Here is a 26603-nt window from a genome sequence, read left to right on the forward strand (position 1 = left end):
ATCGGCGCTTAGAAGAAACAGATATTTGCTTAGCAATTTTTCGCATAACCAGAATCCATCCCCTCAAGGAGCCTCACATGGCCGATACCCCCGAACAGCTGGCACTTGGCGACAACGCCGCCCGCCAGCTTGCCAATGCCACCAAGACCGTCCCGCAGCTGTCCACCATCACGCCGCGCTGGCTGGTGCACCTGCTGCAGTGGCTGCCGGTCGAGGCCGGCATCTACCGCGTGAACCGGGTGAAGAACCCGCAGGACGTGCGGGTTGCGTGCTCGCAGCGTGACGAAGCCGAACTGCCGCAGATTTTCGTCGACTACGACGAACAGCCGCGCGAGTACTTCCTGAACGCGGTCACCACGGTGCTCGACGTGCACACCCGCGTGTCCGACCTCTACAGCAGCCCGCACGACCAGATCAAGGAGCAGCTGCGCCTGACCATCGAAACGATCAAGGAGCGGCAGGAAAGCGAACTGATCAACAACCCGGAATACGGCCTGCTGGCCAATGTGCACGACGACCAGCGCATCTCCACGCTGACCGGCGCGCCGACCCCGGACGACATGGACGACCTGATCGGCAAGGTGTGGAAGGAGCCCGGCTTCTTCCTGACCCACCCGCTGGCGATCGCCGCTTTCGGCCGCGAATGCACCCGCCGCGGCGTGCCGCCGCCCACCGTGAGCCTGTTCGGTTCGCAGTTCCTGACCTGGCGCGGCCTGCCGCTGATCCCGTCGGACAAGGTGCCGGTCGAGGACGGCAAGACCAAGATCATCCTGCTGCGCACCGGCGAAAAGCGTCAGGGCGTGGTCGGCCTGTTCCAGCCGGGCATTGCCGGCGAACAGAGCCCGGGCCTGTCGGTGCGCTTCATGGGCATCAACCGCAACGCGATCGCGTCCTACCTGATTTCGCTGTATTGCTCCCTGGCCGTGCTGACCGAAGACGCGCTGGCTGTGCTCGATGACGTGGAGATCGGCAAGTACCATGAGTATCCCGACACCTACAAGCAGTAACGTGAGCGGCCTGAGCTCACCGCTGCCGCCCGGGGCGCCGGACGAATCGCTGCTGTCGCGGCTGGCCAGCGAACTGTTCGCTGCGCTGCCCGGCCAGACGCCGCCGTCGTTCGACGCGCCGCTGAGCGCGGCACCCACGCCGTCGCCGCAGGCGCCCGCGCTGCCGCTGCCGGCCGATGCGCCGTCCAGCCCGGCTTTCGCCGCTGCACCGGTGGCGCCGCAGCACGCGCTGTCGCTCGGCGCCTCGTCGCCGGCGCTGGTGCCGCATTCGAGCGCGGGCAACGGACTGCCGGATGCGGCGGTCGACGCGGTACCGGTCGGCGCACCGCGTGCCGGCGGCGTGCACGGCGTGCCCGAAGCCTATGCGGCGGCGCTGCCGGCGGTGGAGCACGCTTCGCCGCAGGCGGGGGGCGCCTCGGCACCGTCCTCGCCCTATTACTTTCTGGGCGAGGCGAGTGCGCTGCAGTCGGCGCCCGGCGGTGCATCGCAGGGCGCGGTCAGCGTGCCGGACGACGATCGCGTGACCGCGCAGTCTTTCGGTCTGCCCGGTGGCGACGCCCTGCGTGCGCTGCTGGCTGCACCGTCGCGTGAGCCTGCGCTGCCGGTCACGGCGGCGCCGGCGGCGTCGGACTATTACTTCGTGCAGCCGCAGGCAGCGCCCACCGTCGGCCACGCCGGCCGGGTGCCCAACGCCGATGCCGGCCGTCATCCGCCGTTCGACGTCAACGCGGTGCGGCGTGATTTCCCCATCCTCGCCGAACGCGTGAATGGCAAGCCGCTGGTGTGGTTCGACAATGCGGCGACCACGCAGAAGCCGCAGGCGGTGATCGACCGGCTGGCCTACTTCTACGCGCACGAAAATTCCAACATCCACCGCGCGGCGCACGAACTGGCCGCCCGCGCGACCGATGCCTACGAGGCGGCGCGGCAGAAGGTGGCGCGCTTCATCGGCGCCGGTTCGGTCGAGGAAATCATTTTCGTGCGCGGCGCCACCGAAGCCATCAATCTGGTGGCCAAGAGCTGGGGTGCGAAGCACATAGGCGCCGGCGACGAAATCATCGTGTCCAATCTGGAACACCACGCCAACATCGTGCCCTGGCAGCAGCTGGCGGCCGAGAAGGGCGCGAAGATCCGCGTGATTCCGGTCGACGACAGCGGGCAGGTGCTGCTGGAGGAGTACAGGCGCCTGCTCAACGAGAAGACGAAGCTGGTGGCGGTCACCCAGGTGTCGAACGCGCTGGGCACCGTGGTGCCGGTGCAGGAGATCGTCGATCTGGCGCATCGCGCCGGCGCGAAAACGCTGGTTGATGGCGCGCAGTCGGTGTCGCACATGCGGGTGAATGTGCGTGCGCTCGATACTGATTTCTTCGTGTTCTCGGGCCACAAGATCTTCGGCCCGACCGGCATCGGTGTGGTGTTCGGCAAGCGCGACGTGCTGGAGGACATGCCGCCCTGGCAGGGCGGCGGCAACATGATCCAGGACGTTACCTTCGAGCGCACGGTGTTCCATCCGCCGCCGGCGCGTTTCGAAGCCGGAACCGGCAACATCGCCGACGCGGTGGGGCTGGGCGCGGCGCTGGATTACGTCGACCGCGTGGGCATCGAGAACATCGCGCGTTACGAGCATGACCTGCTGGTCTATGCCACGCACGCGATCCGCGACATTCCGGGCGTGCGGCTGATCGGCACCGCGGCCGACAAGGCCAGCGTGCTGTCCTTCGTGCTGAAGGGCTACTCGACGGATGAAGTCGGCCGTGCGCTGAACCAGGAAGGCATCGCGGTGCGCACCGGCCACCATTGCGCGCAGCCCATCCTGCGCCGCTTCGGCGTCGAAACCACGGTGCGTCCGTCGCTGGCCTTCTACAACACCTGCGAAGAGGTTGATCGCTTCGCCACCGTCATCCGGCGGCTGGCGGGGCAGCGCAAGGTGTAGGTTCGGCTTGCAGGCGGTAATGCAGCAAGGAAAACGGCGAGGCGCAGACATGCGCTTCGCCGTTTTTTCTGCAGGGCCGGCCCGCGTTCAGTCGAACGCGAAGCGCCCTTCAGCCACCAGTTCGGCCAGCGGTTTGCGGGCATTGGGTTTTTCCCGTGCCTGCAGTTCCGGCGACAGCGTGGTCGCGTCGGTCTGGCGGCCGATGGCGATCACGATGTCCACCGAGTAGCCGTCGGGGATGCCCAGCACGCCCGGTGCGGCGGTGCGGTTGAAGCCGCCGATGGCGTGCGTACGCCAGCCGGACAGTTCGGCCTGGAAGGCGAGGCTGGCCCAGGCGGCACCGGCGTCGAGCGCGTGGGTGCGCAGCGGGCTGGTTTCGCTTTCGCCCGGCCGCTGGTGATGGGTGCGGCTCACCAGTACCACCAGTGCGGACGCGTTTTCCGCCCACACCTGATTGCCCGGGTTCAGCAGCGACAGCAGATAGGTCCAGCGGCCTTCGTTCCTCCGGGCATAGATGAAGCGCCAGGGCTGGCTGTTGTTGGCCGAAGGTGCCCAGCGCGCCGCCTCGAACAGCCGGAACAGTTCGTTTTCGGGAATGGTTTCGCCAGTGAAGGCGCGCGGCGACCAGCGGTTGATGAACAGCGGGTCGATGTCGTGATCGGCGATGCGTGCGGTGTCGGTCATGGCGGTTCGGGTGGCGTGAGGTGGATAAAGGGACGCGCGCAGGAAGAAAAAAGCCGGGCCCTGCGGCCCGGCGAACCTGATGCGATACGGAGCGCGAACGCCCGCAATGCGCACGAGGAGGAGTAAGCGGTTCAGCCCTTGTAGGCGAGGGCCTTGTCCAGCAGGCCGGTGCGTGACCACTGCAGTTCGATCGCGCCCGGCGTGTAGGGCTGGGCGCCGCCGATCTGTGCGGCGATGGCCTGGAAGCGTGCCGCTTCCTCGATCAGCAGAATGAGCTGGGCGGTCTTCACGATGCCGCGGCCCCAGAAGTTGGCGCCGCCATTCGACTCCAGCAGCGCCGGCGGCGGCGCCAGTTCCGGCTGCGTGTCCAGCCGCTCGCGCACCACTTCGAGCACGCTGCGGGTGCGCTCCAGATGATTCGGGATTTCCCGCGCCAGCAGATGGCGCTGGGCCGCGACGTAGAGGATGGGGAAGGGCTTGTGCGCCAGCGACCATGCGGCCAGATACGGCGTGTGCGCGTGGATGACGGTGTCGGCATCCAGCCGGGTCTCATTCAGCACCGATTCCGGGTGATCGGAGAAGGCGGACACCGAGATCCGCGGCGAGCGGTCGGTTTCCCAGGGCGACGGAAAGCGTATCGTCAGCAGCCGGTCGTGACCCGGAATGCGGTGGCTCACATGAAAGGTGAGACTGGCTGACAGCGTGCCGGTGTCGCGCAGGAAGTTGAAGGCGTGCTGGGCGTCGCGCCGGGCTTCGTCGACGAAGGACACGAGGTCGATGTCCTGCCGGCTGGCCGCCCTGTCGGGTGCGTTCATGTCGGGATTCCGTTCGGAGGCGTTTTAGGGAGCGTGCTGCCGCGAGCGCTGACCGCCGCGGCATCGTCCCTGCGCCGCGGCAGGGGCGTGCGGGCGGGGGCCGGGCGGCCGGCCGAGCACCACTGCGTGTCGCGGTCGGCGCGCTTGTGCATCGCGCTCAGGCGGCCACGCTGGCGCGTGCGGCAGGGGTGGTGGCAGTGGCCGCGGAGGCCGCAGAGGCCGCAGAGGCCGATTCCGCGCCGAGCTGACGCAGCGCCCGCGCCGCTTCAAGCGCGGCGTCGACCACGCGTGAGGCCAGCGCCTCGCTGCTCACCGTGTAGTCCTTCAGGTCGGCTTCCGCGCCATAGACGCCGGTTGGCAGCGTCTGTGCGCGGAAGAAGCCGAACAGCGGGCGCAGCTGATGCTCGATCACCAGTGCGTGCTTGTCGCCGCCGCCGGTAGCGACCAGCAGCACCGGCTTGCCGGTCAGCGCTTCCGGCGCCACCAGATCGAACACATGCTTGAACAGGCCCGGGTAGCTGCCCTTGTAGACCGGCGAGGCCACCAGCAGCAGATCGGCGCCTTCGATGCTGCGCAGCGCCTCTTCAAGCGGGGCGGGCAGCGCGTTGCGGAACAGGTGGGCACCGAGCGCGGTACCGATGTCGGCCAGATCGACGATGTCGCTGTCGATCGCGACCTCGCGCTGGATTTCGGCCAGCACGGCCTCGGCCAGCGCACGGGTGCGCGACGGGCGGGTGGGGCTGCCATTGACGACGACGACTTTGAGACGGCTCATGCTGTAAACCTTGATTCGGGGAATGAAAGCCGGCCCGCGCGGCGGGCCGGTGCGGGGCAACCGCGCTTCAGGCGGCCGCGTGCTCAAGCTGGCGGCGCACTTCGGCCAGCGGCGCCGGGTCTATCCAGGCCTGGACGTCGAAGTCGGCGGTGATGAAGCCCCACTCGAGCAGGAAATCCTTGTAGCCGGTGAGTGCCTCTACCCAGGCGGGCGCGAGGTCGGTGCCCTGCTGCAGGTGGATGTCGGCACCGTAGGCGCGGCGCACCCATTCGTCGGTGGAGCCGGATTCGCGCGCGATGTAAGCGACGGTTTCCTCCGCGTGCGCCTTGGCCCATGCGCCGGTGTCGACGATGCGGCGCAGGAAGCGCACCACCAGATCGGGGCGCGCGGCGATCAGCGCCGCATCGACCGTGATCGGGCGCGGTGCGCCGTTGTTGGCACGCTTGCGCGGGTCAGGATGGCTGCGCAGGTCGTACAGGATGTGCGCACCCCGTTCGACCGCCGCCTGCAGGCCGCGGGCGCCCTTGGTGAAAATGACGTCGACCTTGCCGGTTTCCAGCGCCTCGAACTCGGTGGCGTAACTGCCGCCGGCGGCGTTCCAGCCGGTGGTTGCGGGGCGTTCCGGCACGGTGAGGTCGATCAGCGTGACGTCTTTCACCTGCAGGCCGCCCACTTCCAGCGCGACCGTGATGCCGCGCAGTGCGCTGGCGCGCTGGTGATCGATGCTGTTGCCATGCACCGGCACGCCGATGCGCTTGCCAACCAGATCGGCCGGGCCGCGCAGGCCGCTGTCCGGTCGCGCCAGGATGAGCTGGGCCTCGTCCACCCAGTTCAGGCCGATCACCCGGGTATCGGCACCGCGCGCACGGGCCCAGATGGCCGGCACGTTGCCGCCCTGGCGGAAGGAGGCCGGCAGCCGGTGGTCGTAATGCGATTCGCGCAGTGCCGGGTCCGCGGTGTCCTGCAGCGTGCGCAGCGTCAGCCCGTCAGCGCGGAATTCGTCATCGAACCAGCCCTGGCGTGCGGCCAGACCCAGCGGGGTCGGCACCGGGCAGCGGGTGTACCACAGGCTGTCTATCGTGTTCGTGTCGCTCATCTTCCCGTCCTCGTCCATGTTGTCGGCGTGACCGTGTCCGCTGTTCCGGCACGGGTCTGGCTGCGGTTTCGCAGCTTTCGTGCCAGCGGCCGATGACGCGTGCAAGTGATTGAAATGACGGCGCTTCGTCTGGCGATGGCGGCGTGCGGTCAGCGCCCCGGGGTGCCGGCCTGCCGCAAATTCGGCATGCCGTGTCGGCAGGATGTGGAAAACGCAGCAGTGCGCAGGCGATGCGCGCCGCCTGCGCTGCGCGTCACACCGTCGCCGGCACCGGGGGCGCTTCGTCGCTGGCTGCGGCGTCCTCGACCGACGCTTCCTCGTACGCGGCATACAGCCGCGAGTAGGCACCGCCGCGCTGCATCAGGTCGGCGTGGGCGCCCAGTTCGGCCACCTCGCCGTTCCAGATCACCGCGATGCGGTCGGCATCGCGTATGGTGGCCAGCCGGTGGGCGATCACGATGGCGGTACGGCCTTCGCACAGGCGGCGGAAGGCGGACTGGATGCGCCGCTCGGTCTGGATGTCCACCGCTGAGGTCGCCTCGTCCAGCACCAGCACCGACGGGTTGGCGAGATAGGCGCGCACCAGGCATACCAGCTGGCGCTGACCGTGGCTCAGATGGGCGCCGAGCGGGCCGACCTGAGTGTGGTAGCCGTCCTTCAGCCGCTCCAGCACCTCGTCCGCGCCCAGTTCGCGCGCGGCGGCGATCAGCGTCTCGTCACGGGCACCGGGTGCGGCCAGCCGCAGGTTGTCGAGCACGCTGCCGGAGAACAGCACATTGTCCTGCAGCACCACGCCCACCGTGCGGCGCAGCGTGTGCTGCGCGTAGTCGCGCACGTCCTGCCCGTCGATGCGCACCGCGCCGTCGTTCACCTCGTAGAAGCGGGTGAGCAGCTGCACCAGCGTGCTCTTGCCGTGGCCGGTCGGGCCGACGATGGCCAGCACCTGGCCGGCCGGAATGTGTAGGCTGAGGTTGCGGATGACCGGTCGCGCGGCCCGGGGCAGATAGCTGAAGGTGACGTGGTCGAACTCCACTTCGCCGGCGCGTACCAGCGGCGTGCGCGGGTGGCGCGGATCGGCGATTTCCGGCTCGGTGTCCAGCATCAGGAAAATGCGCTGCGCCGACGAGGCACCGGTTGCGTAGCGCTCGAACAGGTCGTTCAGTTCCTGCAGCGGGCCGAGGAAGAGGAAAACGTAGAACAGGCTCTGCGCCATCTGGCCGACCGTGAGCGAACCTTCGGCGATGCCGATGCCGCCGGCCAGCAGCAGGCCGCCCATGCCGATGGCGCTGAGTACCTGGGTCAGCGGCAGGAACCAGTTCGAGCGTATCGAGCCGCGTACCAGCGTGCCGTTGAAGTCGTCCAGCAGGCCGCGGTAGGTGCGTGCATTCGCGTCCTCGTTCACCGTCTGCTTGATGATGCGCACGCCGGACACGGTTTCGACCAGATGGGCGGTGAAGCGCGCGCGCGCCTCGGCCACCTTCGCGAAATTGCGCTGCGACACCCGCTTGAACAGCCAGGTGCCGAACAGCAGTGCCGGCACCACGCTGGCGAGCGCGGCCAGCAGCAGCGGCGACAGCCACCACAGCGCGACCGCGGCGACCACGAAGCGCAGCAGCGCCGACAGCAGTTCCGGCGGCCCCTGGATCAGCAGCGGTTCGAGCGCATCGACGTCGCGGTCGGCGCGCGAAATGATGCGGCCGGCCTTGGTCTGGTCGAAATAGCGCACCGACAGCGCCTGCACATGGCGGAACACCCGTATGCGCAGGTCGTTCAGGATGGCGATGGCGGCCGAGCCGGCCAGGTACTGCGACAGGCCGGACAGCACGAAGCGCACCACCCAGCTCGCGGCGATGCCGATCGACATCCAGGTGATCACGTCGCCATCGAGCACCAGGCCGGTGGCGGTCTTCACGAAGCCGTGGTCGATCACTTCGCGCAGGAACCAGGGGCGCACGAAGATGGCGCCCACCAGCAGCAGCTCCAGCAGCACCACGGCGGCGATGCGGCCGCGTACCGGCGTGAGCAGCGGCAGCAGCCGCCAGAACATGCTGCGGTCCAGCGCCTTTTGCGCCAGCGCCTGTTCAAGTTCGATGTCGTTGAGCGCGGTCTGTCCGCGGAAAGCGTTGTTGGCCATGGCTTCAGTTCGGATTGAGGCCGAGCAGATCGCGGTATTCCGCGCTCGTTTCGGTCAGGGCACGGTGGGTGCCTTCGGCGACGATGCGGCCGCGCGCGAGCAGCGCGACCCGGTCCGCCAGCAGCAGCGTCGACAGCTTGCTGGCGATCAGCAGCACGGTGATGGGCCGGCCGTGGCGACCGTTTCCTGAATGACCGAGCCGGCGGATGTTGTCGAGCACGCGCCGTTCGGTCAGCGCGTCGAGCGCGCTGGTGGCGTCGTCCAGCACCAGAATGTCCGGCTGCGCGACCAGCGCGCGCGCCAGGCTGATGCGCTGGCGCTGGCCGCCGGACAGCGTGACGCCGCGGTCGCCCAGCCGGGTCTGCAGGCCGTGCTCCAGCCGCTCCAGCACTTCACCGGCGCCGGCCTGTTCCAGCGCGTCCAGCAGTTCAACATGGCTGGCCTGCGGACGGGACACCCGCAGATTCGCTTCCAGCGTGTCCGAGAACAGGAAGCTCTCCTGCGGCACCACGTGCACCCGGCGCCGCAGTTCGTCCAGCCGCAGCGTGCGCACGTCCTGCCAGCCGGTGTCGGCCGAGCCGACCTGTACCTGGCCTTCTTCGGCGTCGAGCAGACGGGGCAGCAGGCTGGCCAGCGTGCTCTTGCCGGCGCCGGTGCTGCCGACCACCGCCACGATTTCGCCCGGCGCGATGTCGAACGAGCAGTCGTCCAGGATGTGGGTGCTGCCACCGGGGGCGCGCACGCCGACCTGCTGCAGACGCAGGCCCAGCGGCCCGGCCGGCAGCGGGTCCGGGCCGCCGGTGATGCCGGGTTCGGCGTCCAGCAGTTCCCAGATGCGGGCGGCGGACGAGCGGGCATCGGCGAACACCTGCATCACCCGGCCGATGCCTTCGATGCGGAACACGAGCATGTTGGCCACCAGCAGCGAGGCCACCAGTTCGCCGATGCCGATGCGGCCCTGCTGCACCAGATGGGCGCCGAAGGCCAGTATCCACACATGGCTCAGCGCGACCACGGTCTGCGGCAGCGGGATGCGTGAGGCGGCGTAGGCGAGTGCTGCGCGCGCCTGGCTCATGAACAGGCCGACGTGGCCGGCGAAAATGTCGATGCGCTGCGCTTCCAGCCCGAAGGACTTGATCACGCGCACGCCATTCACGCCTTCGCTCAGTTCCTGGTTCACCTGGTCGTAGGCTTCGCCGACCGCGCGGTCCAGCCACACCAGACGGTCGGTCTGCGCCACGAACAGCGCCAGTCCGGCCAGCGTCATCGCGAGCGGCACCACACCCAGCCACGGGTGGTACCAGCTGAGCAGACCGACGGTGGCGATCAGCACCAGCGATGTTTCGAACACCTGGCGCCAGAAATTGATCAGCGCGTCGCGCACCTTGTCGGCGTCGCGCGTGGTGCGGGTGACCAGTTCGCCCACGCCGTGCTGCCAGTGGTAGGCCAGATCCAGCCGCTGCACCTGGGCCAGGATGCGCTCGCGCAGCACGGTGAGCAGGTCCTGCCCGATCACCAGCGACATGATGCCGCCGAAGTACTGCAGCACCGAGCGCAGCGTCGCGATGCCGGCGATGGCCAGCAGCCAGTGCAGCGCCACGGTCCAGTCCAGGCTGCCGTCGGCGGCGCGGCTGACCGCGCGCCCGGCCTCGACGTCATTGACCGCGCGGCCCACCATCCACTGCTGGAAGGCGACGCCGATGTTCACCAGCACGAACAGCCCGGCAGTCAGTGCAAAGCGGCCGGGCATCAGTCGGTACAGCGCCAGGCAGCGCAGCATCGGCGAATCCCGGAACAGCGTGCGGAACGGTGTCTTGTCGCCGCTCACAGCACGCTCACCGCATCGTCGAAGGCGAGGCGCGGGCCGCGCGGCGACAGACCGTCGCGCACGCCGTAACCGATGTTCGCGAGCAGCAGCGAGCGGTAGCGGCCGTCCGGGAAAAAGGCGGCATCGACCCTGTCCGCCTTGAAGCCGGACATCGGGCCGACATCCAGCCCGAGCGCGCGCGCCGCGAAGATGAGATAGGCGGCCTGCAGCGTCGCGTTGGTGCGCGCGGTCGGTTCTATCCAGTCCGGCGACTGGTCGAAGAAGGCCTTGGCGTCGTAGGCCGGGAACTGGGTCGGCAGGTGTTCGTGGAAGCGGGTGTCGTAAGCGACCACCACGTTCAGCGGCGCGGCCAGCGTCTTGTCGCGGTTGGCCGAAGACATGCCGTCGGCCAGCAGCGCCTTCGCTTCGGCGCTGCGGATGAACAGATAGCGGCCGGGCTGGGCGTTGAAGCCGGTCGGTCCGAGCTTGAGCAGGTCGTACAGCGCCTGCAGCGTGGCGTCATCGACCGCGCGGCCGTCGAAGCGGTGGATGGAGCGGGCGTCGGTGAACAGCCGGGCGATCGAGGTGTCGTCTATGCGGGGCATGGTGGAGTCCGGTGGAAATCAGGAATGCGAGGTGGACAGCGTGTCCGGCAGGGCCGGGCGGCGGGCGCGCCGCCACAGCAGCAGTGCGCCGGCGCACACCGCCGGCAGCCAGGCGATGAACACCTGCTGCGGCGACACGATGTGGGCGAGCAGCCCGCCGATCAGCGCGCCGGAAAAATTGCCGCTCATCTGGGCCAGGCTGTAGAGCCCGGAAATCTTGCTTTTCGAGATCGGGTGGCGGCTCATCTGGTCCATGTTCACCAGATGGATGAGCGCCGAGCCGCTGGCCAGCGCAATGCCGCCGGCCGCCAGCGTGACGAAGTCGCGGCCGGTGCCGAGCAGCAGCAGGCCGCAGCAGGCGAGCGTGAAGCTCGCGCCATAGGCGAGCGGACGCGGCAGCCGGTGCAGCAGCGCACCGAGCAGGAACAGGGCGCTGACCGACGCCACGCCGTGGGTCATCACCAGCTGCACCGCCTCGCCCTGCGGCAGGCCGAGGCCGGCGATGGCCACCACCAGAATGAAAGTGCCGTGCAGCGAAGAGGTCGAACTGCTCAGGTATTCGATCAGACAGCTTTCCAGCACCACGCGGTCGGCCAGCAGCGCACGGATCTGCCGCAGTACCCCGGCGTCGGTGCCGGCGCTTGCTGACGGCGGCAGCGTTTCGGCCGCCGGCAGCAGCACGCGTCCGAGCAGCGCCAGCAGCAGGAAGGCGAGTGCGCAGGTGGCGAAGGCCAGTACCGGGCCGTGGCGGCTGATCAGTGCGTGCGCCACGGCCGGACCGATCATCGCGATGCCGATCGAGTTGGTGGCGCGGTACCAGCCGGTTCTGGACGGGCCCAGCGTGCGCAGCTTTTCGAGAAAGCTGCTGTTCATCGACACGATGCGGAACGGAATGCACAGGCCGATCAGCCCCCGCCCGGCGGCCAGCAGCCACCACAGCGGTGCGCACGGCAGCAGCAGCGACAGCACCGCCGGCCCCATACTGGCGGTGAAGTAGACGCGGCGCGCGCCGTAGCGCGCGATGATGAAGCCGGCGGGTACGGTGACCAGCATCATGCCCAGCGATTCGGCGGCCGAAATGAAGCCGATCTCGCCGCCGGTGGCGCCCAGTTCCAGCGCGAACAGCGTGGTCGCCACCTTGCCCAGGCCTATGGTCATGCCGCCGAGCACGGTCAGAAACAGAAAGCCGGGCAGGAACCGGTCGCCGACCGGAGGCCTGCCCGGCTGCGGCGCCGGGGCGTCCGCCCGGGCCGCGCCCGGGGGACGCGTGTCGTGCATGTTCACTCGCCGGTCGATGTGAGCACGGCCAGCTTGGTGACGCCGGCGCGTTCGATCGACGCCATCACCTTCGCGACATTGCCGTAGGCCACCGCCTCGTCCGAACTGAGGTGCAGCGTGAGATCCGGATTGGCGGCCACGCGACTGCGCAGCGCGCCTTCCAGCGCCGACTGCGCCACCTCGTCGCGGTCGATGTACACCTTGCCGGCGGCATCGACGCTGACCGTGACCGGCGGCGCCTTCTGTTCCGGCGGCTGGGTGGCGGCGGTCTTGGGCAGATTCACCTTGACCGCGTTGTTCAGCAGCGGCGCGGTCACGATGAAGGCGACCAGCAGCACCAGCATCACATCGACCAGCGGGGTGATGTTGATTTCGCTCAGGACCTCGTCCTGATCGGCAGCGGACGAGATGGCCATTATGCGAACACCTCGCGCAGGGCCGGCGTGTCGGCGCCGTGGGCGGCACGCGGATCGGCCGGGCGGGCAGGGGAGGCGCTGTCCGAAGTGCCGCGGCCGACACGGAAGCCGGCACGGCGCGACAGATTGATGAGGTCGGCCGAGAAATCGTCGATGTCGGCTGACACTGCCTTCACCCGGCGCAGGAACACGTTGTAGGCGAGCACCGCCGGCACCGCGACCGCGATGCCGACGCCGGTAGCGATCAGCGCTTCGCCGATCGGGCCGGCCACCACTTCCAGGCTGGCCGAGCCGTTTTTGCCGATGTCCACCAGCGCCTGCATGATGCCCCACACGGTGCCGAACAGACCGACGAAAGGCGCGGTGCTGCCGATGCTGGCGAGCACCGCCAGGCCGGCTTCCAGACCGCGGCGTTCTTTCTGGTACTGCTGGCGCAGCGCGCGCTCCAGCTGGTCCTGACGGTCGCCGCTGTGCTCGAGATCGCTGTGGCGGTCAGCGTCGCCCAGCGAGGCGAAGCCGGCGCGGGCAAGGCGGGCGATCGGGCCGTCGTGGCCATCCAGTTCGGACGCTGCCTGCAGATTGGGCGCATGCCAGAAGTCGGTACGGAACTGGCGGTTCTGGCGGCTCACGCGCCAGTTCTGGATGCCCTTGATCAGGATGAGGGTCCAGGTCGCGACCGAGAAGGCGACCAGCACCCACAGCGTGGCTTCGACCAGCAGCGTGGTCGGGATTTCGATATCGGAGTTGAAGAGTGACATGCCGTATTCCTCGTGTTGAAAGCGTGTTCAGTTTGAAAGCTTGAATTCGATGGGCACCGTGGCCCAGCCGTCGATCGGCGTGCTGCCGCGCTTGGAGGGCACGAAGGTCCAGCCGCGCACCGCGGCGACCGCGGCTTCGTCCAGCGACTTGCGGCCGCTGCTGGTCTTCACCTCGACCGCCGACGGCTTGCCGCTGGCCAGCACCCGCACCCGCAGGATCACCTTGCCTTCCCAGCCCTGGCGCAGCGCGAACGACGGGTATTCCGGCGGCGGATTGCTCAGGTAGGACGCATAGGCATTCGGCTCGGTCACCGGCTCTTCCTTCACCGGATCGGGGGCTGGCGGTGCCGGCGGCGCGGCGACCACCGGACCGGTGGTGTGCGCGGCGGTGGTGTTCTCCTGGATCACCACCGCGTCGGCCGGAATCACCTCGCTCGCCACCGGCGTGCGCAGCGCCGGTGCCGGCTGGGGCGGTGGCGGCGATGCCTGTTTCTTCACCACCTTGGGCGGCTCGGGCTTCGGTTTGGGCGGCTCCGGCTTCTGCTGCGGCGGCACCACCACCGGCTTCACCAGTTCGACCAGCACTTCGTTGCGCGCGGGCGCCGGCTGCGAGGTACCGAGCTTTGCGCCCACCACCACCGCGTGTGCGCCCACCACCACCAGGCTGATCAGCAGCCACACCGGCAGCGGCGAACGGCCCTCGGGCGCGGCCGACACCAGCGGCCTGACCTGCGTGGTGCGGGCCGACGCGTGTGGCGGCCCGCTGCGCCGCGCGGCGTCAGGCAGACGGGCCTGGGCCGGCAGGCCGAGATCGATGGCCTGTATCACGGCGCTCATGCGGTGCTCCGGTGCCGGTGGCATGCGTTCATGGCGGTTCTCCTTCGATGCGTGAATTTCAATGCGTAAATCCTTGCGACCACAGTCGCTACGCACCCTCTGTGCAATGTCCGTGCCTGTCGGTGGATGTGCGCGCAAACCCTTGATCCGCCTTGCTTTCACGCAGGCGTGCAATCGATATGACGATTCCTGCTGCGCGAATCGGCGCAGCGTGCGCGGCACTGGCCGCAGTGCTGCCGAATCGCGAACAGCGTGCCGGCCCGCTGCAGCCTGCTGCGCGGAATGCGGCAGGCCATGCGGGTTTGCGCACGACGGCGGGCGCGCGGTGCGGATCGGCGCAGCGGCTCAGGGTGGTCGTTTTATGTCGTTGGCATGATTCCGGCAGCCGCCGGCGGCGCGCTTTCCCTTTCCGCTCATGGGTTTGCGCGCCCGATGCCGAGCGCGTTGCGGCGACTGGCACCGAAATTGCCAAACGGCCGATGCGCCGTGCATGCATCGCATGAACGGCTTCGCGCCCGGCAGCGGCCGGCGCGACCACCGTGCAGATGACAGACAGGAGATTCACATGGCAGTCGCAGAAGCAGACGCAGGCGTGGGCCTGAGCAGCGAACTGGAAGAATTCGTGCAGAAGGTGAAGGAGGAGGCGACGCTGGCCTTCGAGGTGTTCCGTGAAACCGGCACCATCACCGCCAATGGCACCGTGGGTTTCGTCGAGCGCACGCCGGACGGCGACAAGCTGGTGACGGTGAACTATCCGGGCCCGTTCAACCGCGGCCAGCCGGTGCGCGCCACCGTGGTGGGTTTCGACGGCACGGTCTATCTGGGCAAGAGCGGCGCCGGCGCCAAGCGCTACCAGAAGCTGTTCGAGCAGCACCCGGACGTGACCACCATTTCGCACGTGCACTCGCCGGCGCTGGGTGCGTGGGCGCAGACCCACCGCACGCTGCCCATCCGCTACGTGCCGGTGCAGCGCTACAACCTGATCCGCGAACTGCCGGTCTATATCGACCGCCGTCAGCAGGAGGTGGATTTCATCCTCGACGTGCTGAAGCAGGACATCCACCACACCGCCATCCTTGAAGCCAACGGCGGCTCCACCGTGTGGGGCCGCGAAGGCCTGCGCAAGACCGCGGAATTCATCCTGCTGCTGGAAGAAGGCGCGCGCATCCAGCTCGAAGCCGAAGCCATCGGTGGTTCGCGCGACTACGGCCCGGGCGTGCTGAAGCAGCAATGGAAGATGGCCGGTCTGTACGAAAAGGCGGGTTCGCTGGGCCTGCTGCGCCCGAGCGATCTCTGATCCGCATTCCGCACTGCAGGGCGCCGGTCTGCCGGCCGGCGCCTGACTGCACCCAACGCAACAATATCGAGGAGCACGACCGATGACCGTACAGACCGAAACCGCCCAGGCGGGCACTGCGCTCGAGCGCGTCTGGTTCACCCGCTGCCCGGTGCCCACCGCCACCGGCCTGGCCTACAAGCTGGGCTGGCTGGAGGAGGAATTCGCGCGCGACAACCTGCCGGTGTCCACGCTGCAGGAAAACGCCGGCCGCGAGCTGGCGCGCCACCACTACGACCATGAACTGCCGGGCCTGATCCGCGAGGGCGGCAATCTGTTGGCCATCGCCGCCCGCGCCCAGGGCGCGCCGACCCGCCTGATCGGCCTGACCTGGATAGACGAAGCCCAGGCCATTCTGGTGCGTCCGGATGCCGGCATCACGTCGCCGGCCGATCTGAAGGGCAAGCGCCTCGCGCTGCCGCGCCTGACCGAATTCCCGATCACGCCGACCACCCGCGGCCGCAGCATCGCCCGCGCGATGTCGCTGGCCGGCTACAAGGGCGCACTGGCGGTCGCCGGCCTCACGTTTGACGACGTGAAGCTGGTCGAGGTCGGTTCCGGCGGCTCGCCGGCGCGTGACACCGCCACCGGCGATCCGTCGCGTGGCCTGAGCCGGCTGTGGGAAGGCATCGCCGACCTGGTCGAGGGCAAGGTCGATGCGGTGTATGTGAAGGGCGCGTCGGCAGTGGATGCCGCGCGTGCGGCCGGTGTCGTGGTCGGCATCGATCTCGATGCCTTCGAGGACCGCCGCCACCGCGTGAATAACGGTACGCCGCGTCCGATCACGGTGCATCAGGACACGCTGGACAGGCACTTCGACATCGTGGTGCGCTTCCTCGCACAGACCCTGCGTGCGGCCGACTGGGCCACCACCCATCTGCCGGAAGTGCGCGAAATCCTGAAGGCGGAAACCCGCTCCGGTGACGACGGCGTGGCCGCGGCCTACCGCAACGACTTCCACCTGTCGCTGCATCCGGACCTGTCGGACGAGAAGGTCGAGCTGTTCCGCCGCCAGCGCGACTTCCTGCTGGCCTACGGCTTCCTCGACCGCGACTTCGACTTCGACGCGTGGATCGATCGCCGCCCGCTGGAAGCCGCGCTCGAACTGCTGCGCGGAGAACGCAAGGCGGCGTGAGCCGGCTGGACAGCATGCAGTGAGGCTGAAATGAAAAGGGCACCCCGAGGGGGGCCCTTTCTTTTCAGTAGCCAGCAGACATGCGGGGGAGCGGATCGATCGCGGCGCGAGCGCCGCGTCCTCCGAGGCGCGCCGTCAGAGCGATTCCGCCAGCGCGTCGCCCGCTTCGGCGCCTTCGTCCTCGTCACTGCCGTCGGTCTGCGAGGCAAGCAGGCCGCTGCGGCGCAGGTGGGTGCGCAGCACGTGGCGGCTGATGCCGAGCAGCTGCGCGGTGCGGATCTGGTTGCCGGCGCCGACGGTGTAGGCGTCGCGCACGATCCAGTCCATCAGCGTGGACAGCAGGTCAGGGCGGCCGGCGTCCAGCAGGGTGGCGAGTGCCGCGCGGAAATTCCGCTCCAGCGGATCGACGGCCGGGTCGGGCGGGCTGTCGGTGGCCTCGCCGGCGGCGGGTGCCAGTGCGGGCTGTGCCGCCACGACCGGAGCGGGCGGTGCGTCGACGCGGCTTTCGTTCCGGCGCAGCTGCACCATCTGGCCCAGCTGAGGCAGCTGCAGGTCGGCTTCCAGCACTTCGCCGTTGTGGCACACCAGCAGCGCGCGATGGACCACGTTTTCCAGTTCGCGGATATTGCCCGGCCACGGGTAGGACTGCAGCGCCTGCAGCGCGCCGTCCGACAGCTTCACGTTGTGCAGCCTGAGCTGCCTGCTGTACAGCTTCATGAAGTGTTCGGTCAGCGGCAGGATGTCCAGCGGCCGGTCGCGCAGCGGCACCAGCGGCAGGGAAATCACCTGCAGCCGGTAGTACAGGTCCTCGCGGAAATGTCCGGCTTCCACCGCCTGCTGCAGCTTCACGTTGGTGGCGGCGATCAGCCGCACGTCGATCGGAATCGGCTTGCGCGAACCGACCCGCACCACTTCGCGCTCCTGCAGCACGCGCAGCAGCTTCACCTGCATCGGCAGCGGCAGGTCGCCGATCTCGTCCAGGAAGAGGGTGCCGCCGTGCGCCGTCTCGAACCAGCCGGCGCGGCTCTGCATGGCGCCGGTGAAGGCACCGCGCTCGTAGCCGAACAGTTCGCTCTCGATCAGCGTTTCCGAGAAGGCGCCGCAGTTGATGGCGACGAAGGGCGCGCTGCGACGGTGGCTCAGCGCATGCACGTGGCGGGCCACCAGTTCCTTGCCGGTACCGGTTTCACCGGTGATGAGCACGGTGGCGTCGCTGGGCGCGATGCGCTCGATGCGCGACAGCAGGGCCTTCGACTTCGGATCGGCGAACACGACCGCGGTCGCGCGGATCAACAGGCTCAGTTCCTGCGGATTTTCGAACGCGATCAGGGTCGGTGCATCCGGCGACTGCGGGGGGCGGGTAATGTCGTTCATGCACCGGATGCTAGTTTGCGGTGCAGCAGATGCGAACGAAGAATCCCTGCTGAGATTATTCGCCTGACTGAAAAGGCCGGCGCGCTGCCGGCCTCAGCGCGCGTAGCTGGCGCCCTGCGGGGCGGATGCGCGCAGCGCGGCCAGCGGCGCGTCGCTGATCCAGCCACGCACGTCCACCGCGCGCGCGATGAAGCCGCGCGCCGACAGGAAATCGGCGTAGCGCTGCAGCGCATCGACATACACTGGCTCCAGCGTGGTGTGCATGTGGCGATGCACGTCTTCGCCATAGGCGTGGGCGGCCCAGTATTCGCTGCTGCGGGTTTCGCGCGCGATGAACTGGCGGGTGAGCAGCGGATTGTTTTCGGCCCACTGCGCGGCGCGCTGCACTTCGCGCAGCACCCGTTCGACCAGCTGCGGGTAGTTGTCCAGCAGCGCGGCGTCTACCGTCAGCGTGCGCGGCGTGCCGTTGTTGCAGCGGAGCGCCGGGTCCGGGTGGCGGCCGATGTCGATCACCGTGTGCGCCGCCAGCCAGTGGCTCACTTCGGCGCCCTGCGAACCTTTCACGAAAATGGCATCGACTTCGCCGCGCAGCAGCGCACGCGCTTCGGCGGTGTAGGGATGGGGCTCGTGCAGTGTCGGGCTGTCGGGCGCGCGCACATCGATGTCGGCCCACTCCACCTCAGACTCGGCGATCGCTTCGGTGGCGAGCGCGTTCAGACAGCCACGCAATGCGGAGATGCGGAAGATGTCCACGGTGCGCTCGACATGCCGCGGCAGGCCGATGCGCCGCCCGCGCAGGTCGCTCACCGTGCGGATACCGGATTCGGGCAGCGCGATCACCGCCTGGTATTCGTCGGTCCAGGTCAGGCCGATCAGCCGGGTGTCGCTGCCACGGGCGTGCGCCCACAGCGCGGCGATGCTGCCGCTCTGGCGTACCGAATTCGGCTGGGTGTGGTCGTAGAAGGACTGGCGCACCGCCGGATCGCCGGATTCGGACAGCGCGTGCGCTTCGGTGCCGAACTGGGAAAAGGCCTGGTTCAGCCAGCCCTGCTGGGCGGCGATGCCCAGCGGCGTCGGTACCGGGCCGCGGGCGTACCAGAGGGTTTCGGGGGCAGGGCTGCGGTGCTGGGGCGCGTTCATGAACGGTGTCGTACGGGCGTAGGCCGGCTGTGAGTCGTTGAAGGAGGGCGGGTTCCGGTGCGCGTGCAGTGCGCAGGCAACGGCTGTGGCCGTCAGCACGTTGCGTGCCAGTGCTCATCCGTGATCTTCGTCACCGGAATGCCGTTGTGCTGGGAGCTCGCTGTCGCTTTTGCTGCAGTGGCCGGTGGCGCTGCCGATCCCGCGCCGCACCCGGGCGGGTGCCTGCGCCGATCTGCGCAGCCGGTGGAGCGGGTGAGGGCGAGTCGAGGCTTTTGCGCATGGCATGGATGCTGCTGAAGCCGGGTGCGTCGCCAGTGCGGCGCAGCATCCACTGAATGGACGGACCCGGACATGAGCATCGAATTCTTCACCCGCCTGCCGCTGCACGGCGAAACCTTCCACCTGCCGGGCGACCCGCGCAACCGCGGCGACTGGAACAACCCGTCGCGCCCGGGCACCGGCGCAGTATCGAACTTCGCGGTCGGCGACGACTTCACCTATATCGACTACCTGTCGCAGATCGCCCGCGGCGCCGAAATCGCAGGTTTCGACGGCGTGCTGATGGTGAATACCCAGTTCGGCGAAGAGCCGTGGATCGTGTCTTCGCTGCTGGCGCGCGAAACGAAGCGCCTGAAGTTCGTCGCCGCCTTCCACCCGAGTTCGACCAGTCCGTGGAACGCAGCGCAGGCGGCCGCCACCTACCAGCGCGCGACCGGCGGACGGCTGGTGTGGAACATCATCCAGGGCAGTTCGGAGGCGGCGCAGCGCGCCATCGGCGACGAGCTGCCGCACGACGAGCGCTACGAGCGGGCCGGCGAATTCGTGCATGCGGTGCGCGGCTATTTCGGCTCGGAATCCTTCACCTACCAGGGCAAGTACTACAGCGCCAGCGGCGGTGGTCTGCGCGGTCCGCTGCGCAAGGCGCCGATCCCGCGCATCTGCACCGCAGGGGCGTCGGACGCGGCCAAGGAATTCGCAGCGCAGCACGCCGACTACTATCTGCTGCTGGCGGAAGACCCGGCCATCGTCGCCGAGCACATCCGCGACGTGCGCGAACGCGCGCTGAAGTACGGCCGCACCAACATCCAGTTCGGCCTGTCGGTGGACGTGATCGCGCGCGCCACCGATGCCGAGGCGCGTGCCGAGGCGAAGCGCATCTTTGACGAGGGCGTGGCGGCCGGCGTGGTCGATGTGGTCGCGTCCATCACCGAACAGCTGTCGCCCACCTTCCAGAAGCGCCGCAAGCTGTACCACGACAAGGAAGTGCGTGACTTCGACGACCTGTTCATCGCGCCCAATCTGTGGGCCGGTTACGGCTACATCGGCATTCCGCCGGGCTTCGCGCTGGTCGGCGATTACGCCGCCATCGTCGAGCGCATCCGCGAATTCCAGGCGCTGGGCATTTCGCTGTTCTTCATCGCCGGCTACCCGCATCTGGAAGAGGCCTACCGCATCGGCGAACACATCCTTCCGCACTTCCGCAGCGAGCGCGTGGGCGCCCGCGTGCCGGCCAATGACGATGCGGCGGCCGGCGACGGCTTCGAACGTCCGCTCGCCTTTGCCAGCGGCCTCGATCCGAAACAGCGGCACAGCGGCGCCAACGGCTGAGCACCGGTTCCGCAGGAACGACCACGGGTTGCGATCACCATTCCGTCGAGATGGGGGAATGACTGATGCACCGAAAGCCCCGCCGGGTCCGGCGGGGCTTTTTTCTTTCGTTTCCGATGTCCGCAATGCGCGCCCAGTGCATTGTTATTCAAGAGTTTTCATAACCCCGCTGAAATGTAAATGAGGCCTGCCGGCGCAGCGGTTTGGCATGTCTTTCGCTGCCTGCTCCGCTGCGGATGCCGCCACGGCGCCGCCGCATTCCGCGCTGTCGATTTGCGCACGAATGGATGGCCAGGCCGTCGGTTTGTGCGCAAAGCGCTGTGCGGACAGCGTCATAACTCAATCGGATCGGGGAAGTCAGATGCAAGAAACAGGAAGAAGGCGGCGCGCGCTGCGCTGGTCGGCGGTCGGGGTGCTGGCGGCACAGATGGCTTCAGCATTTGCGGCGGAGGACAGCGAACCGGGGCTGGGGGCGGTGATCGTGACCGGTGCGCGCGGGGTGACGCGCACGGTGGACAGCAGTCCGACGCCGATCGATGTGCTCACCACCACCGACATCGAACTGGCCAACAAGCCCAATCTGCTGGAAACGCTGGCCACGCTGCTGCCTTCGCTGAACCTGCCGGTGCAGAACACCTTCGGCGGTGGTGTGCTGGTGCGCGGGCCGCAGCTGCGCGGCCTGAATCCGGATCACACGCTGGTGCTGATCAACGGCAAGCGCCGCCACGGCACCGCGCTGCTCGGCGCCGGCGGCTTCGCAACTTCGGCCGGTGCCGATCTGGCGCTGATTCCGAGCGGTGCGGTCGAGCGCATCGAGGTACTGCGCGACGGCGCCTCCGCGCTCTACGGTTCGGACGCCATTGCCGGCGTCATCAACATCATCACCAAGAAGCAGCCGGAGGGCGGCAGCCTGTCGATACGCGGCGGCGAGCATTACAAGGGCGACGGCACGACCTGGCAGCTGCGCGGCGACGCCGGTTTCGCCATCGGCAACGGCGGCCACGTGCACATCGCCGGACAGATCGACGACCAGCAGCCGGCTTTCCGCGACTTCCCGGTGCCGTCGTCCTTCCTCTATTACTTCCCGACCGTGGGCGGCGTGCCGGTGGCGCCGGCCGGCAGTCTGGCGTCGAACCCGCGGCTGCCGGCCGGTGCCACACCCGACCCGCGCGAAGCGACGCGCAATAACAATCCGGTGTTCGGCATCGGCGGCATACAGGAATCCACGCTGTATTCCGGCCTGGTCGATATCGGCCTGCCGATCAACGGCGATGTCGAGCTGTACGGCGTGTTCACCTACGCCCACCGCACCGGCCGCTCGCCGCAGTACTTCCGCCATCCGTCGCGCGACGAGAACGTGCGTGCGATCTATCCGGACGGTTTCACGCCTTTCTCAGGCATCAAGGAGAACGACTACGCGGTCACTGCCGGCCTGCGCGGCGAGGACCTGTTCGGCTGGGGCTGGGATGTCAGTTCGGGTTACGGACGCAGCGCGATCGAAAGCTATGTCTACAACTCGGTGAGCCCGACCTTCGGCCTGCAGAGCCAGACCGACTTCTTCCTGGGCGAACGCCGCTATGGCGCATGGACCACCAACCTCGATCTGCGGCGCACGCTGAAGGACGGGCTGCTCGGCGTGCCGGCCGACGTGTCGGTCGGCGCCGAATACCGCCGCGAAACCTTCGAGAACAAGGCGGGCGATTTCCAGTCCTGGGGCCACGGCGGCCAGTCGGTGCTGGACGGTCCGCGCGCCGGCACCGCACTGGGGCGGGGCTTTTCCGGCTCGCAGGCGGATTCCGGCATCCGTCCGGAGGACGTGGTCGATGCCACGCGCAACAGCCGCTCGGTCTACGGCGGCCTGACGCTGAAGCCGGCGCAGAACTGGGTGGTCGATGTGGCCGGCCGGGTCGAGGACTATTCGGATTTCGGCGGCACCGAAACCGGCCGCCTGTCATCGCGCTGGGACGTGACGCCCGCCTTCGCGCTGCGCGGCACGTTGAGCACCGGCTTCCACGCGCCGGCGCTGGCGGCACAGTCCTTCCGCAGCATCAGCGTCACCAACGACTTCACCAGCTACACCTTCCAGGTCGATTCGCCGGAGGCGCGCGCGCTCGGCGCCAAGGACCTGAAGCCGGAAACGTCGGTGAACGTGAGCCTGGGCTTCACCGCGCGGCTGACCGACAAGGTGAACCTGGCGGTCGACGCCTACCAGATCGACGTGAAGGACCGCATCGCCCGCTCGACCGCCATCCGTGAAGCGCTGTACCCGGGCGCCGGTGCGCTGGTGGCGGCGGCCGGCCTGAATCCGAACGATTCGGTGTCCTACTTCATCAACGCTGCCGACAGCCGCACCCGCGGTGTCGATGTGACGCTGGATGGCAGTTTCCGGCTCAAGGATGCAGGTCTGTTCCGCTGGTCGGCGGCCTACAACCACAACAGCACAGAAGTGACCGACATCGCCAGTACGCCGGGCGTGCTCGCCGCGCTGAACGTGCCGGTGTTCAGCGAGGCGGCGCAGAACACGCTGCGCTATCTGGCGCCGCGGCAGAAAGCCATCTTCACGGTGAACTGGAAGAAGGAGCGCTGGTCGGCGCAGCTGCGTCAGACCTGGTTCGGCGAAATCAAGCGCATCGCCTTCACCTCGGCGTCGGTGAGTCCGCCGGTGCGCGAGATCGAATACGACATCGGCAAGATCTGGGTGACCGATCTGAGCGTGGGCTATGACTTCGACGACAACCTGAACCTCACGCTGAGCGCCAGCAACCTGTTCAACGAGAAGCCGAACAAATTGCCGCGCGAACTGCTGCTGCCCTTCCAGAGCGCGGCCTATGTGAACAACGGGCCGATCACCGGCGCCGGTGGCTTCTACTCCGCCACGCTGAGCTACCGCTGGTAAGGCGCTGCTGCGTTTTCGGCGGCGCGCTGCGCAGATGAACGCAGCGTGCCGCCGGTTCGCCGCGGCCATCATCCGCGTCGCGGCCGCCCACCCTTGCGGGTGGCCGGTCTGCGGCGTGGCGGCATTTTTCCGCATGCCGATGGCACGGCGGTTGCTGAACTGCTGCCCATCGGCCGGCCGCATCGCGCGGCTGCGCAGAACACCACAGGAGCCGCACATGAGCACATCCGAATCGGGCACCGTTGCCCACGACGCCGGCGAGGTCGAATTCGTCGGCGGGCTGTTTCCCCGCAATCAGCTGGCCGGCCCCGGCGGCGGCCAGCAGAGCGGCTTCGACCTGGCTTACCTGCGTGATCTGGCGCGCGCGCACGAACACGCCGGCTTCGACCGCGTGCTCATCGCCAACGGCATTGACGCGCAGTGGATCGCCGCCTACGCCGCATCGCAGACCGAGCGTCTGGGTTTCATGATCGCCCACCGCCCGGCGCTGCAGGCGCCCACACTCGCCGCCCGCAGTTTTGCCACGCTGGACCACGTCACCGGTGGCCGCATCCGGCTGCATGCCATCACCGGCATCACCGCCGAGCCGCAGTACGGCGACTATCTGGTCGACAAGGACGCGCGCTACGCGCGCACCGGCGAATACCTCGACATCGTCCGCCGCACCTGGACTTCGGACCAGCCCTTCGACTACGAAGGCAAGTACTTCACCATCAAGGGCGGCTTCTCGCCGATCAAGCCGCTGCAGGCGCCGCACATTCCGATCTCCTTCGGCGGGTCGTCGGACGCCGCGTATCACATCGCGGTGCGCCACGCCGACCTCTACGCCTTCTGGGGCGAGCCGCTGGTCGACGCGAAGGAACAGGTGGCCAAGCTGCATGCAGCGGCCGCGGCCGCCGGCGTCGCTTCGCCGCGCATCAGCCTGTCGGTGCGGCTCATCGTCGGCCCGACCGAAGAGATCGCCTGGCAGCGCGCGCACGACATCGTCGGCGCGCTGAAGAAGAACCACCAGCCGGTGCCCGGCCGGGTGCAGGGCACCGGCACCCAGCGCCTTCTGGCCGCCGCCGAACGCGGCGAGCGTCATGACCGTGCGCTGTGGATGCCCACCGCCAGCGCAGTCGGCGGCACGCACGACTCGACCGCGCTGGTCGGCACGCCGGACACCGTCGTGCAGGCGCTGCTCGATTACCACGACATCGGCGTCACCACCTTCCTGAATCGCGGCTACGACCCGCTGCACGACACGCTGGACTACGGCCGCTGGATCATTCCGGCGGTGCGCGAAGAAGCGCGCCGGCGCGCGCAGCAGAAAGCCGAACAGGCGCGCCGCAGCGCCGCCTGATACGCCACCACCCATCACGGAAAAGGACACGACCATGGCTGTCGAATTCGTCGGGGGGCTGTTCCCCCGCAACCAGCTGGCGCCGCGCGGCGCCTACGGGCAGAAGCCGGATCTGAACTATTTGCGCGATCTGGCGCGCGCGCACGAACACGCCGGCTTCGACCGGGTGCTGATCGCCAATGGCGGGCCGGACCCGGCGGTGCTGGCGGCCTATGCCGCCTCGCAGACCGAGCGCCTGGGCTTCATGATCGCCCATCGCCCGGGCCTGGTGGCGCCCACCGTCGCCGCGCGCGCCTTCGCCACGCTGGACCACGTCACCGGCGGCCGCATCCGGCTGCACGCCATCACCGGCCATGCCGCCGAGCCTGAACACGGGGACACGCTGACCGACAAGAACGATCGTTACGCCCAGGCCGACGAATACCTCGACATCGTGCGCCGCAGCTGGACAGAAGACGCGCCCTTCGATTACGAGGGCAAGTACTTCCGCGTGAAGGGCGCCTTCTCGGCGCTGAAGCCGCTGCAGAAGCCGCATGTGCCGATCTCGCTCGGCGGATCGAGCGACGCCGCCTACCGCGTCGCGGTCAAGCACACCGACCTGTACGCGCTGTGGGCCGAGCCGCTGGTCGACATCAAGGCACGCATCGACAAGCTGAAGGCGATCGCCGCCGAAGCCGGTGTCGCGGCGCCGCGGGTCAGCCTGTCGGTGCGCCTCATCATCGGCGAAACCGAAGACCTGGCCTGGGCCAAGGCGAAAGACATCGCGGCCACGCTGAAACGCAACCACGACGCCAACGTGGCGCGCATCGACCGCGGTCACAGCGGCGGTGCGCAGCGCCAGGTCGACGTGGCCGAACGCGGCGAGGTGCACGACAGGGCGCTGTACTACGGTACGTCGAGCGCCATCGGTTTCGGCACCGACTCGACCTCGCTGGTCGGCACGCCGGACACCATCGTCGAATCGCTGCTCGCCTATTACGACCTCGGTGTCACCACCTTCCTGAACCGCGGCTATGACCCGCTGTACGACGCCATCGACTACGGCCGCTGGATCATTCCTGCGGTGCGCGAGGCGGTGGCCCGTCGTGAGCAGGATGCGGCTCGCCGCGCATCGGCTGCGGCGTGAGGTGCCGTCCGGCGCCGGCAGGGTGCCGGACTGCCCGTCTGATGGCGTGGCGGCATGAGGGCATGAGCGGCGAATGAGGAGCAGGGTGGCCGAAAGGCGGTATCGTTACGCGGTGTCGTTCCAGCCCCTGTCGTGCGTCCGCCATGAGTCTTGCCGTCGTCTGCCTCTGCGCCGAGTGGTGCGGAACCTGTCGTGATTTCCGCGCCCTGTTCGACGGCGTCGCCGGCCAGTGGCCCGACGCCGGCTTCGTGTGGGCCGACGTGGAAACCCATGAAGACCTGCTGGACGATCTGGATCTCGAGATCGAGAATTTCCCCACCGTGCTGATCGCCTCCGGCGATGGCCGCACGCTCCATTTTGCCGGGCCGATCACGCCTTTCGCGGACACGCTGCAGCGTCTGTGCCGCACCGCTGCGGCCGGCGATCTGCCGGCCATCCAGGCGCCGGCCTGGCTGACGCTGCTGTCTACGCTGCGCCGGCCCTGACGCGACGCCGGTGCTC

At 68.5% G+C, this 26603-nt stretch carries 22 protein-coding genes; 9 read left to right on the plus strand and 13 right to left on the minus strand.

The genetic code is table 11. The features are described from left to right. Positions 1 to 77 precede the first annotated feature (77 nt). Both METUNV2_RS0108850 and METUNV2_RS0108855 read left to right on the plus strand, forming a co-directional pair. The gene (locus METUNV2_RS0108850; protein WP_018229113.1) at positions 78 to 1007 is read left to right on the plus strand and encodes a family 2A encapsulin nanocompartment shell protein; all 930 of its coding nucleotides are present in this window, start codon (positions 78 to 80) and stop codon (positions 1005 to 1007) included. 1 nt (position 1008) lies between these two features. Continuing rightward, positions 1009 to 2940 carry a family 2A encapsulin nanocompartment cargo protein cysteine desulfurase gene (locus METUNV2_RS0108855; protein WP_018229114.1) on the plus strand — a complete coding sequence of 644 codons (1932 nt, stop codon included), beginning with the start codon at positions 1009 to 1011 and terminating at the stop codon, positions 2938 to 2940. A gap of 87 nt (positions 2941 to 3027) precedes the next feature. Here METUNV2_RS0108855 and METUNV2_RS0108860 read toward each other — a convergent pair whose 3' ends face one another. The 11 genes from METUNV2_RS0108860 to METUNV2_RS0108910 form a co-directional block, all read right to left on the minus strand. Next, positions 3028 to 3624 (minus strand): nitroreductase family protein, encoded by a 597-nt coding sequence (locus METUNV2_RS0108860; protein ID WP_018229115.1) that lies wholly within the window; start codon positions 3622 to 3624, stop codon positions 3028 to 3030. A 131-nt stretch (positions 3625 to 3755) separates the two neighbouring features. Then, positions 3756 to 4439: a class II aldolase/adducin family protein gene (locus METUNV2_RS0108865; protein WP_018229116.1), complete on the minus strand. Its 684-nt coding sequence runs from the start codon at positions 4437 to 4439 to the stop codon at positions 3756 to 3758. Between the two features lie 157 nt (positions 4440 to 4596). Then, on the minus strand, positions 4597 to 5214 hold the full coding sequence (msuE, locus tag METUNV2_RS0108870; protein WP_018229117.1) for an FMN reductase: 618 nt from the start codon (positions 5212 to 5214) through the stop codon (positions 4597 to 4599). A gap of 67 nt (positions 5215 to 5281) precedes the next feature. Then, positions 5282 to 6310, minus strand: a complete 1029-nt coding sequence (locus tag METUNV2_RS0108875) for an ABC transporter substrate-binding protein (protein WP_026188005.1) — start codon at positions 6308 to 6310, stop codon at positions 5282 to 5284. Positions 6311 to 6563: 253 nt separating this feature from the next. Beyond that, positions 6564 to 8444 (minus strand): ABC transporter ATP-binding protein, encoded by a 1881-nt coding sequence (locus METUNV2_RS0108880; RefSeq protein WP_018229119.1) that lies wholly within the window; start codon positions 8442 to 8444, stop codon positions 6564 to 6566. A gap of 4 nt (positions 8445 to 8448) precedes the next feature. Continuing rightward, positions 8449 to 10224: an ABC transporter ATP-binding protein gene (locus tag METUNV2_RS0108885; protein ID WP_026188006.1), complete on the minus strand. Its 1776-nt coding sequence runs from the start codon at positions 10222 to 10224 to the stop codon at positions 8449 to 8451. A gap of 44 nt (positions 10225 to 10268) precedes the next feature. Further along, on the minus strand, positions 10269 to 10856 hold the full coding sequence (locus METUNV2_RS0108890) for a malonic semialdehyde reductase (protein ID WP_018229121.1): 588 nt from the start codon (positions 10854 to 10856) through the stop codon (positions 10269 to 10271). 18 nt (positions 10857 to 10874) lie between these two features. Next, positions 10875 to 12134: an MFS transporter gene (locus METUNV2_RS0108895; RefSeq protein WP_018229122.1), complete on the minus strand. Its 1260-nt coding sequence runs from the start codon at positions 12132 to 12134 to the stop codon at positions 10875 to 10877. Positions 12135 to 12136: 2 nt separating this feature from the next. After that, positions 12137 to 12550, minus strand: coding sequence for an ExbD/TolR family protein (locus METUNV2_RS0108900; protein ID WP_008059347.1), 414 nt, complete (start codon positions 12548 to 12550; stop codon positions 12137 to 12139). Further along, positions 12550 to 13308, minus strand: a complete 759-nt coding sequence (locus tag METUNV2_RS0108905) for a MotA/TolQ/ExbB proton channel family protein (RefSeq protein WP_018229123.1) — start codon at positions 13306 to 13308, stop codon at positions 12550 to 12552. Before METUNV2_RS0108905 ends, METUNV2_RS0108900 begins: the two co-directional genes overlap by 1 nt. 27 nt (positions 13309 to 13335) lie before the next feature. Beyond that, entirely contained in the window at positions 13336 to 14145 is an 810-nt protein-coding gene (locus METUNV2_RS0108910; protein ID WP_018229124.1) for an energy transducer TonB, read from the minus strand. A gap of 565 nt (positions 14146 to 14710) precedes the next feature. On the opposite strand from METUNV2_RS0108910, the gene METUNV2_RS0108915 reads away from it, so the two are divergent. Further along, a complete protein-coding gene (locus tag METUNV2_RS0108915) occupies positions 14711 to 15442 on the plus strand; it encodes a class II aldolase/adducin family protein (RefSeq protein WP_026188007.1) in 732 nt (243 codons plus the stop codon). An 82-nt stretch (positions 15443 to 15524) separates the two neighbouring features. After that, positions 15525 to 16616, plus strand: coding sequence for an ABC transporter substrate-binding protein (locus METUNV2_RS0108920; RefSeq protein WP_018229126.1), 1092 nt, complete (start codon positions 15525 to 15527; stop codon positions 16614 to 16616). Positions 16617 to 16751: 135 nt separating this feature from the next. Here the strand turns inward: METUNV2_RS0108920 and METUNV2_RS19020 are convergent, their stop codons facing one another. After that, positions 16752 to 17990 (minus strand): sigma-54 interaction domain-containing protein, encoded by a 1239-nt coding sequence (locus tag METUNV2_RS19020; RefSeq protein ID WP_018229127.1) that lies wholly within the window; start codon positions 17988 to 17990, stop codon positions 16752 to 16754. 93 nt (positions 17991 to 18083) lie between these two features. Then, positions 18084 to 19130 carry an ABC transporter substrate-binding protein gene (locus tag METUNV2_RS0108930; protein ID WP_026188008.1) on the minus strand — a complete coding sequence of 349 codons (1047 nt, stop codon included), beginning with the start codon at positions 19128 to 19130 and terminating at the stop codon, positions 18084 to 18086. A gap of 351 nt (positions 19131 to 19481) precedes the next feature. Between METUNV2_RS0108930 and METUNV2_RS0108935 the strand changes: the two genes are divergently transcribed. The 5 genes from METUNV2_RS0108935 (at position 19482) to METUNV2_RS0108955 (ending at position 26587) form a co-directional block, all read left to right on the plus strand. Continuing rightward, positions 19482 to 20738: an LLM class flavin-dependent oxidoreductase gene (locus METUNV2_RS0108935; RefSeq protein WP_018229129.1), complete on the plus strand. Its 1257-nt coding sequence runs from the start codon at positions 19482 to 19484 to the stop codon at positions 20736 to 20738. A gap of 427 nt (positions 20739 to 21165) precedes the next feature. Next, on the plus strand, positions 21166 to 23634 hold the full coding sequence (locus METUNV2_RS19025) for a TonB-dependent receptor plug domain-containing protein (protein ID WP_198288849.1): 2469 nt from the start codon (positions 21166 to 21168) through the stop codon (positions 23632 to 23634). Positions 23635 to 23851: 217 nt separating this feature from the next. Continuing rightward, positions 23852 to 24976, plus strand: coding sequence for an LLM class flavin-dependent oxidoreductase (locus METUNV2_RS0108945; protein ID WP_018229131.1), 1125 nt, complete (start codon positions 23852 to 23854; stop codon positions 24974 to 24976). 34 nt (positions 24977 to 25010) lie between these two features. Beyond that, the gene (locus METUNV2_RS0108950; RefSeq protein WP_018229132.1) at positions 25011 to 26102 is read left to right on the plus strand and encodes an LLM class flavin-dependent oxidoreductase; all 1092 of its coding nucleotides are present in this window, start codon (positions 25011 to 25013) and stop codon (positions 26100 to 26102) included. A 143-nt stretch (positions 26103 to 26245) separates the two neighbouring features. After that, complete coding sequence (locus tag METUNV2_RS0108955) at positions 26246 to 26587, plus strand: thioredoxin family protein (RefSeq protein WP_018229133.1); 342 nt, start codon at positions 26246 to 26248, stop codon at positions 26585 to 26587. Positions 26588 to 26603: the final 16 nt, after the last annotated feature.

This window comes from Methyloversatilis universalis EHg5 (assembly GCF_000378945.1).
GTDB lineage: Bacteria > Pseudomonadota > Gammaproteobacteria > Burkholderiales > Rhodocyclaceae > Methyloversatilis > Methyloversatilis universalis_A.

Excerpts from the sequence above, each read along its gene's own strand:
- METUNV2_RS0108850 (WP_018229113.1), top strand. The coding sequence starts at position 78 with ATGGCCGATACCCCCGAACAGCTGGCACTTGGCGACAACGCCGCCCGC.
- METUNV2_RS0108860 (WP_018229115.1), bottom strand. The coding sequence starts at position 3,624 with ATGACCGACACCGCACGCATCGCCGATCACGACATCGACCCGCTGTTC.
- METUNV2_RS0108865 (WP_018229116.1), bottom strand. The coding sequence starts at position 4,439 with ATGAACGCACCCGACAGGGCGGCCAGCCGGCAGGACATCGACCTCGTG.
- msuE (WP_018229117.1), bottom strand. The coding sequence starts at position 5,214 with ATGAGCCGTCTCAAAGTCGTCGTCGTCAATGGCAGCCCCACCCGCCCG.
- METUNV2_RS0108875 (WP_026188005.1), bottom strand. The coding sequence starts at position 6,310 with ATGAGCGACACGAACACGATAGACAGCCTGTGGTACACCCGCTGCCCG.
- METUNV2_RS0108880 (WP_018229119.1), bottom strand. The coding sequence starts at position 8,444 with ATGGCCAACAACGCTTTCCGCGGACAGACCGCGCTCAACGACATCGAA.
- METUNV2_RS0108885 (WP_026188006.1), bottom strand. The coding sequence starts at position 10,224 with ATGCTGCGCTGCCTGGCGCTGTACCGACTGATGCCCGGCCGCTTTGCA.
- METUNV2_RS0108890 (WP_018229121.1), bottom strand. The coding sequence starts at position 10,856 with ATGCCCCGCATAGACGACACCTCGATCGCCCGGCTGTTCACCGACGCC.
- METUNV2_RS0108895 (WP_018229122.1), bottom strand. The coding sequence starts at position 12,134 with ATGCACGACACGCGTCCCCCGGGCGCGGCCCGGGCGGACGCCCCGGCG.
- METUNV2_RS0108900 (WP_008059347.1), bottom strand. The coding sequence starts at position 12,550 with ATGGCCATCTCGTCCGCTGCCGATCAGGACGAGGTCCTGAGCGAAATC.
- METUNV2_RS0108905 (WP_018229123.1), bottom strand. The coding sequence starts at position 13,308 with ATGTCACTCTTCAACTCCGATATCGAAATCCCGACCACGCTGCTGGTC.
- METUNV2_RS0108910 (WP_018229124.1), bottom strand. The coding sequence starts at position 14,145 with ATGAGCGCCGTGATACAGGCCATCGATCTCGGCCTGCCGGCCCAGGCC.
- METUNV2_RS0108915 (WP_026188007.1), top strand. The coding sequence starts at position 14,711 with ATGGCAGTCGCAGAAGCAGACGCAGGCGTGGGCCTGAGCAGCGAACTG.
- METUNV2_RS0108920 (WP_018229126.1), top strand. The coding sequence starts at position 15,525 with ATGACCGTACAGACCGAAACCGCCCAGGCGGGCACTGCGCTCGAGCGC.
- METUNV2_RS19020 (WP_018229127.1), bottom strand. The coding sequence starts at position 17,990 with ATGAACGACATTACCCGCCCCCCGCAGTCGCCGGATGCACCGACCCTG.
- METUNV2_RS0108930 (WP_026188008.1), bottom strand. The coding sequence starts at position 19,130 with ATGAACGCGCCCCAGCACCGCAGCCCTGCCCCCGAAACCCTCTGGTAC.
- METUNV2_RS0108935 (WP_018229129.1), top strand. The coding sequence starts at position 19,482 with ATGAGCATCGAATTCTTCACCCGCCTGCCGCTGCACGGCGAAACCTTC.
- METUNV2_RS19025 (WP_198288849.1), top strand. The coding sequence starts at position 21,166 with ATGGCTTCAGCATTTGCGGCGGAGGACAGCGAACCGGGGCTGGGGGCG.
- METUNV2_RS0108945 (WP_018229131.1), top strand. The coding sequence starts at position 23,852 with ATGAGCACATCCGAATCGGGCACCGTTGCCCACGACGCCGGCGAGGTC.
- METUNV2_RS0108950 (WP_018229132.1), top strand. The coding sequence starts at position 25,011 with ATGGCTGTCGAATTCGTCGGGGGGCTGTTCCCCCGCAACCAGCTGGCG.
- METUNV2_RS0108955 (WP_018229133.1), top strand. The coding sequence starts at position 26,246 with ATGAGTCTTGCCGTCGTCTGCCTCTGCGCCGAGTGGTGCGGAACCTGT.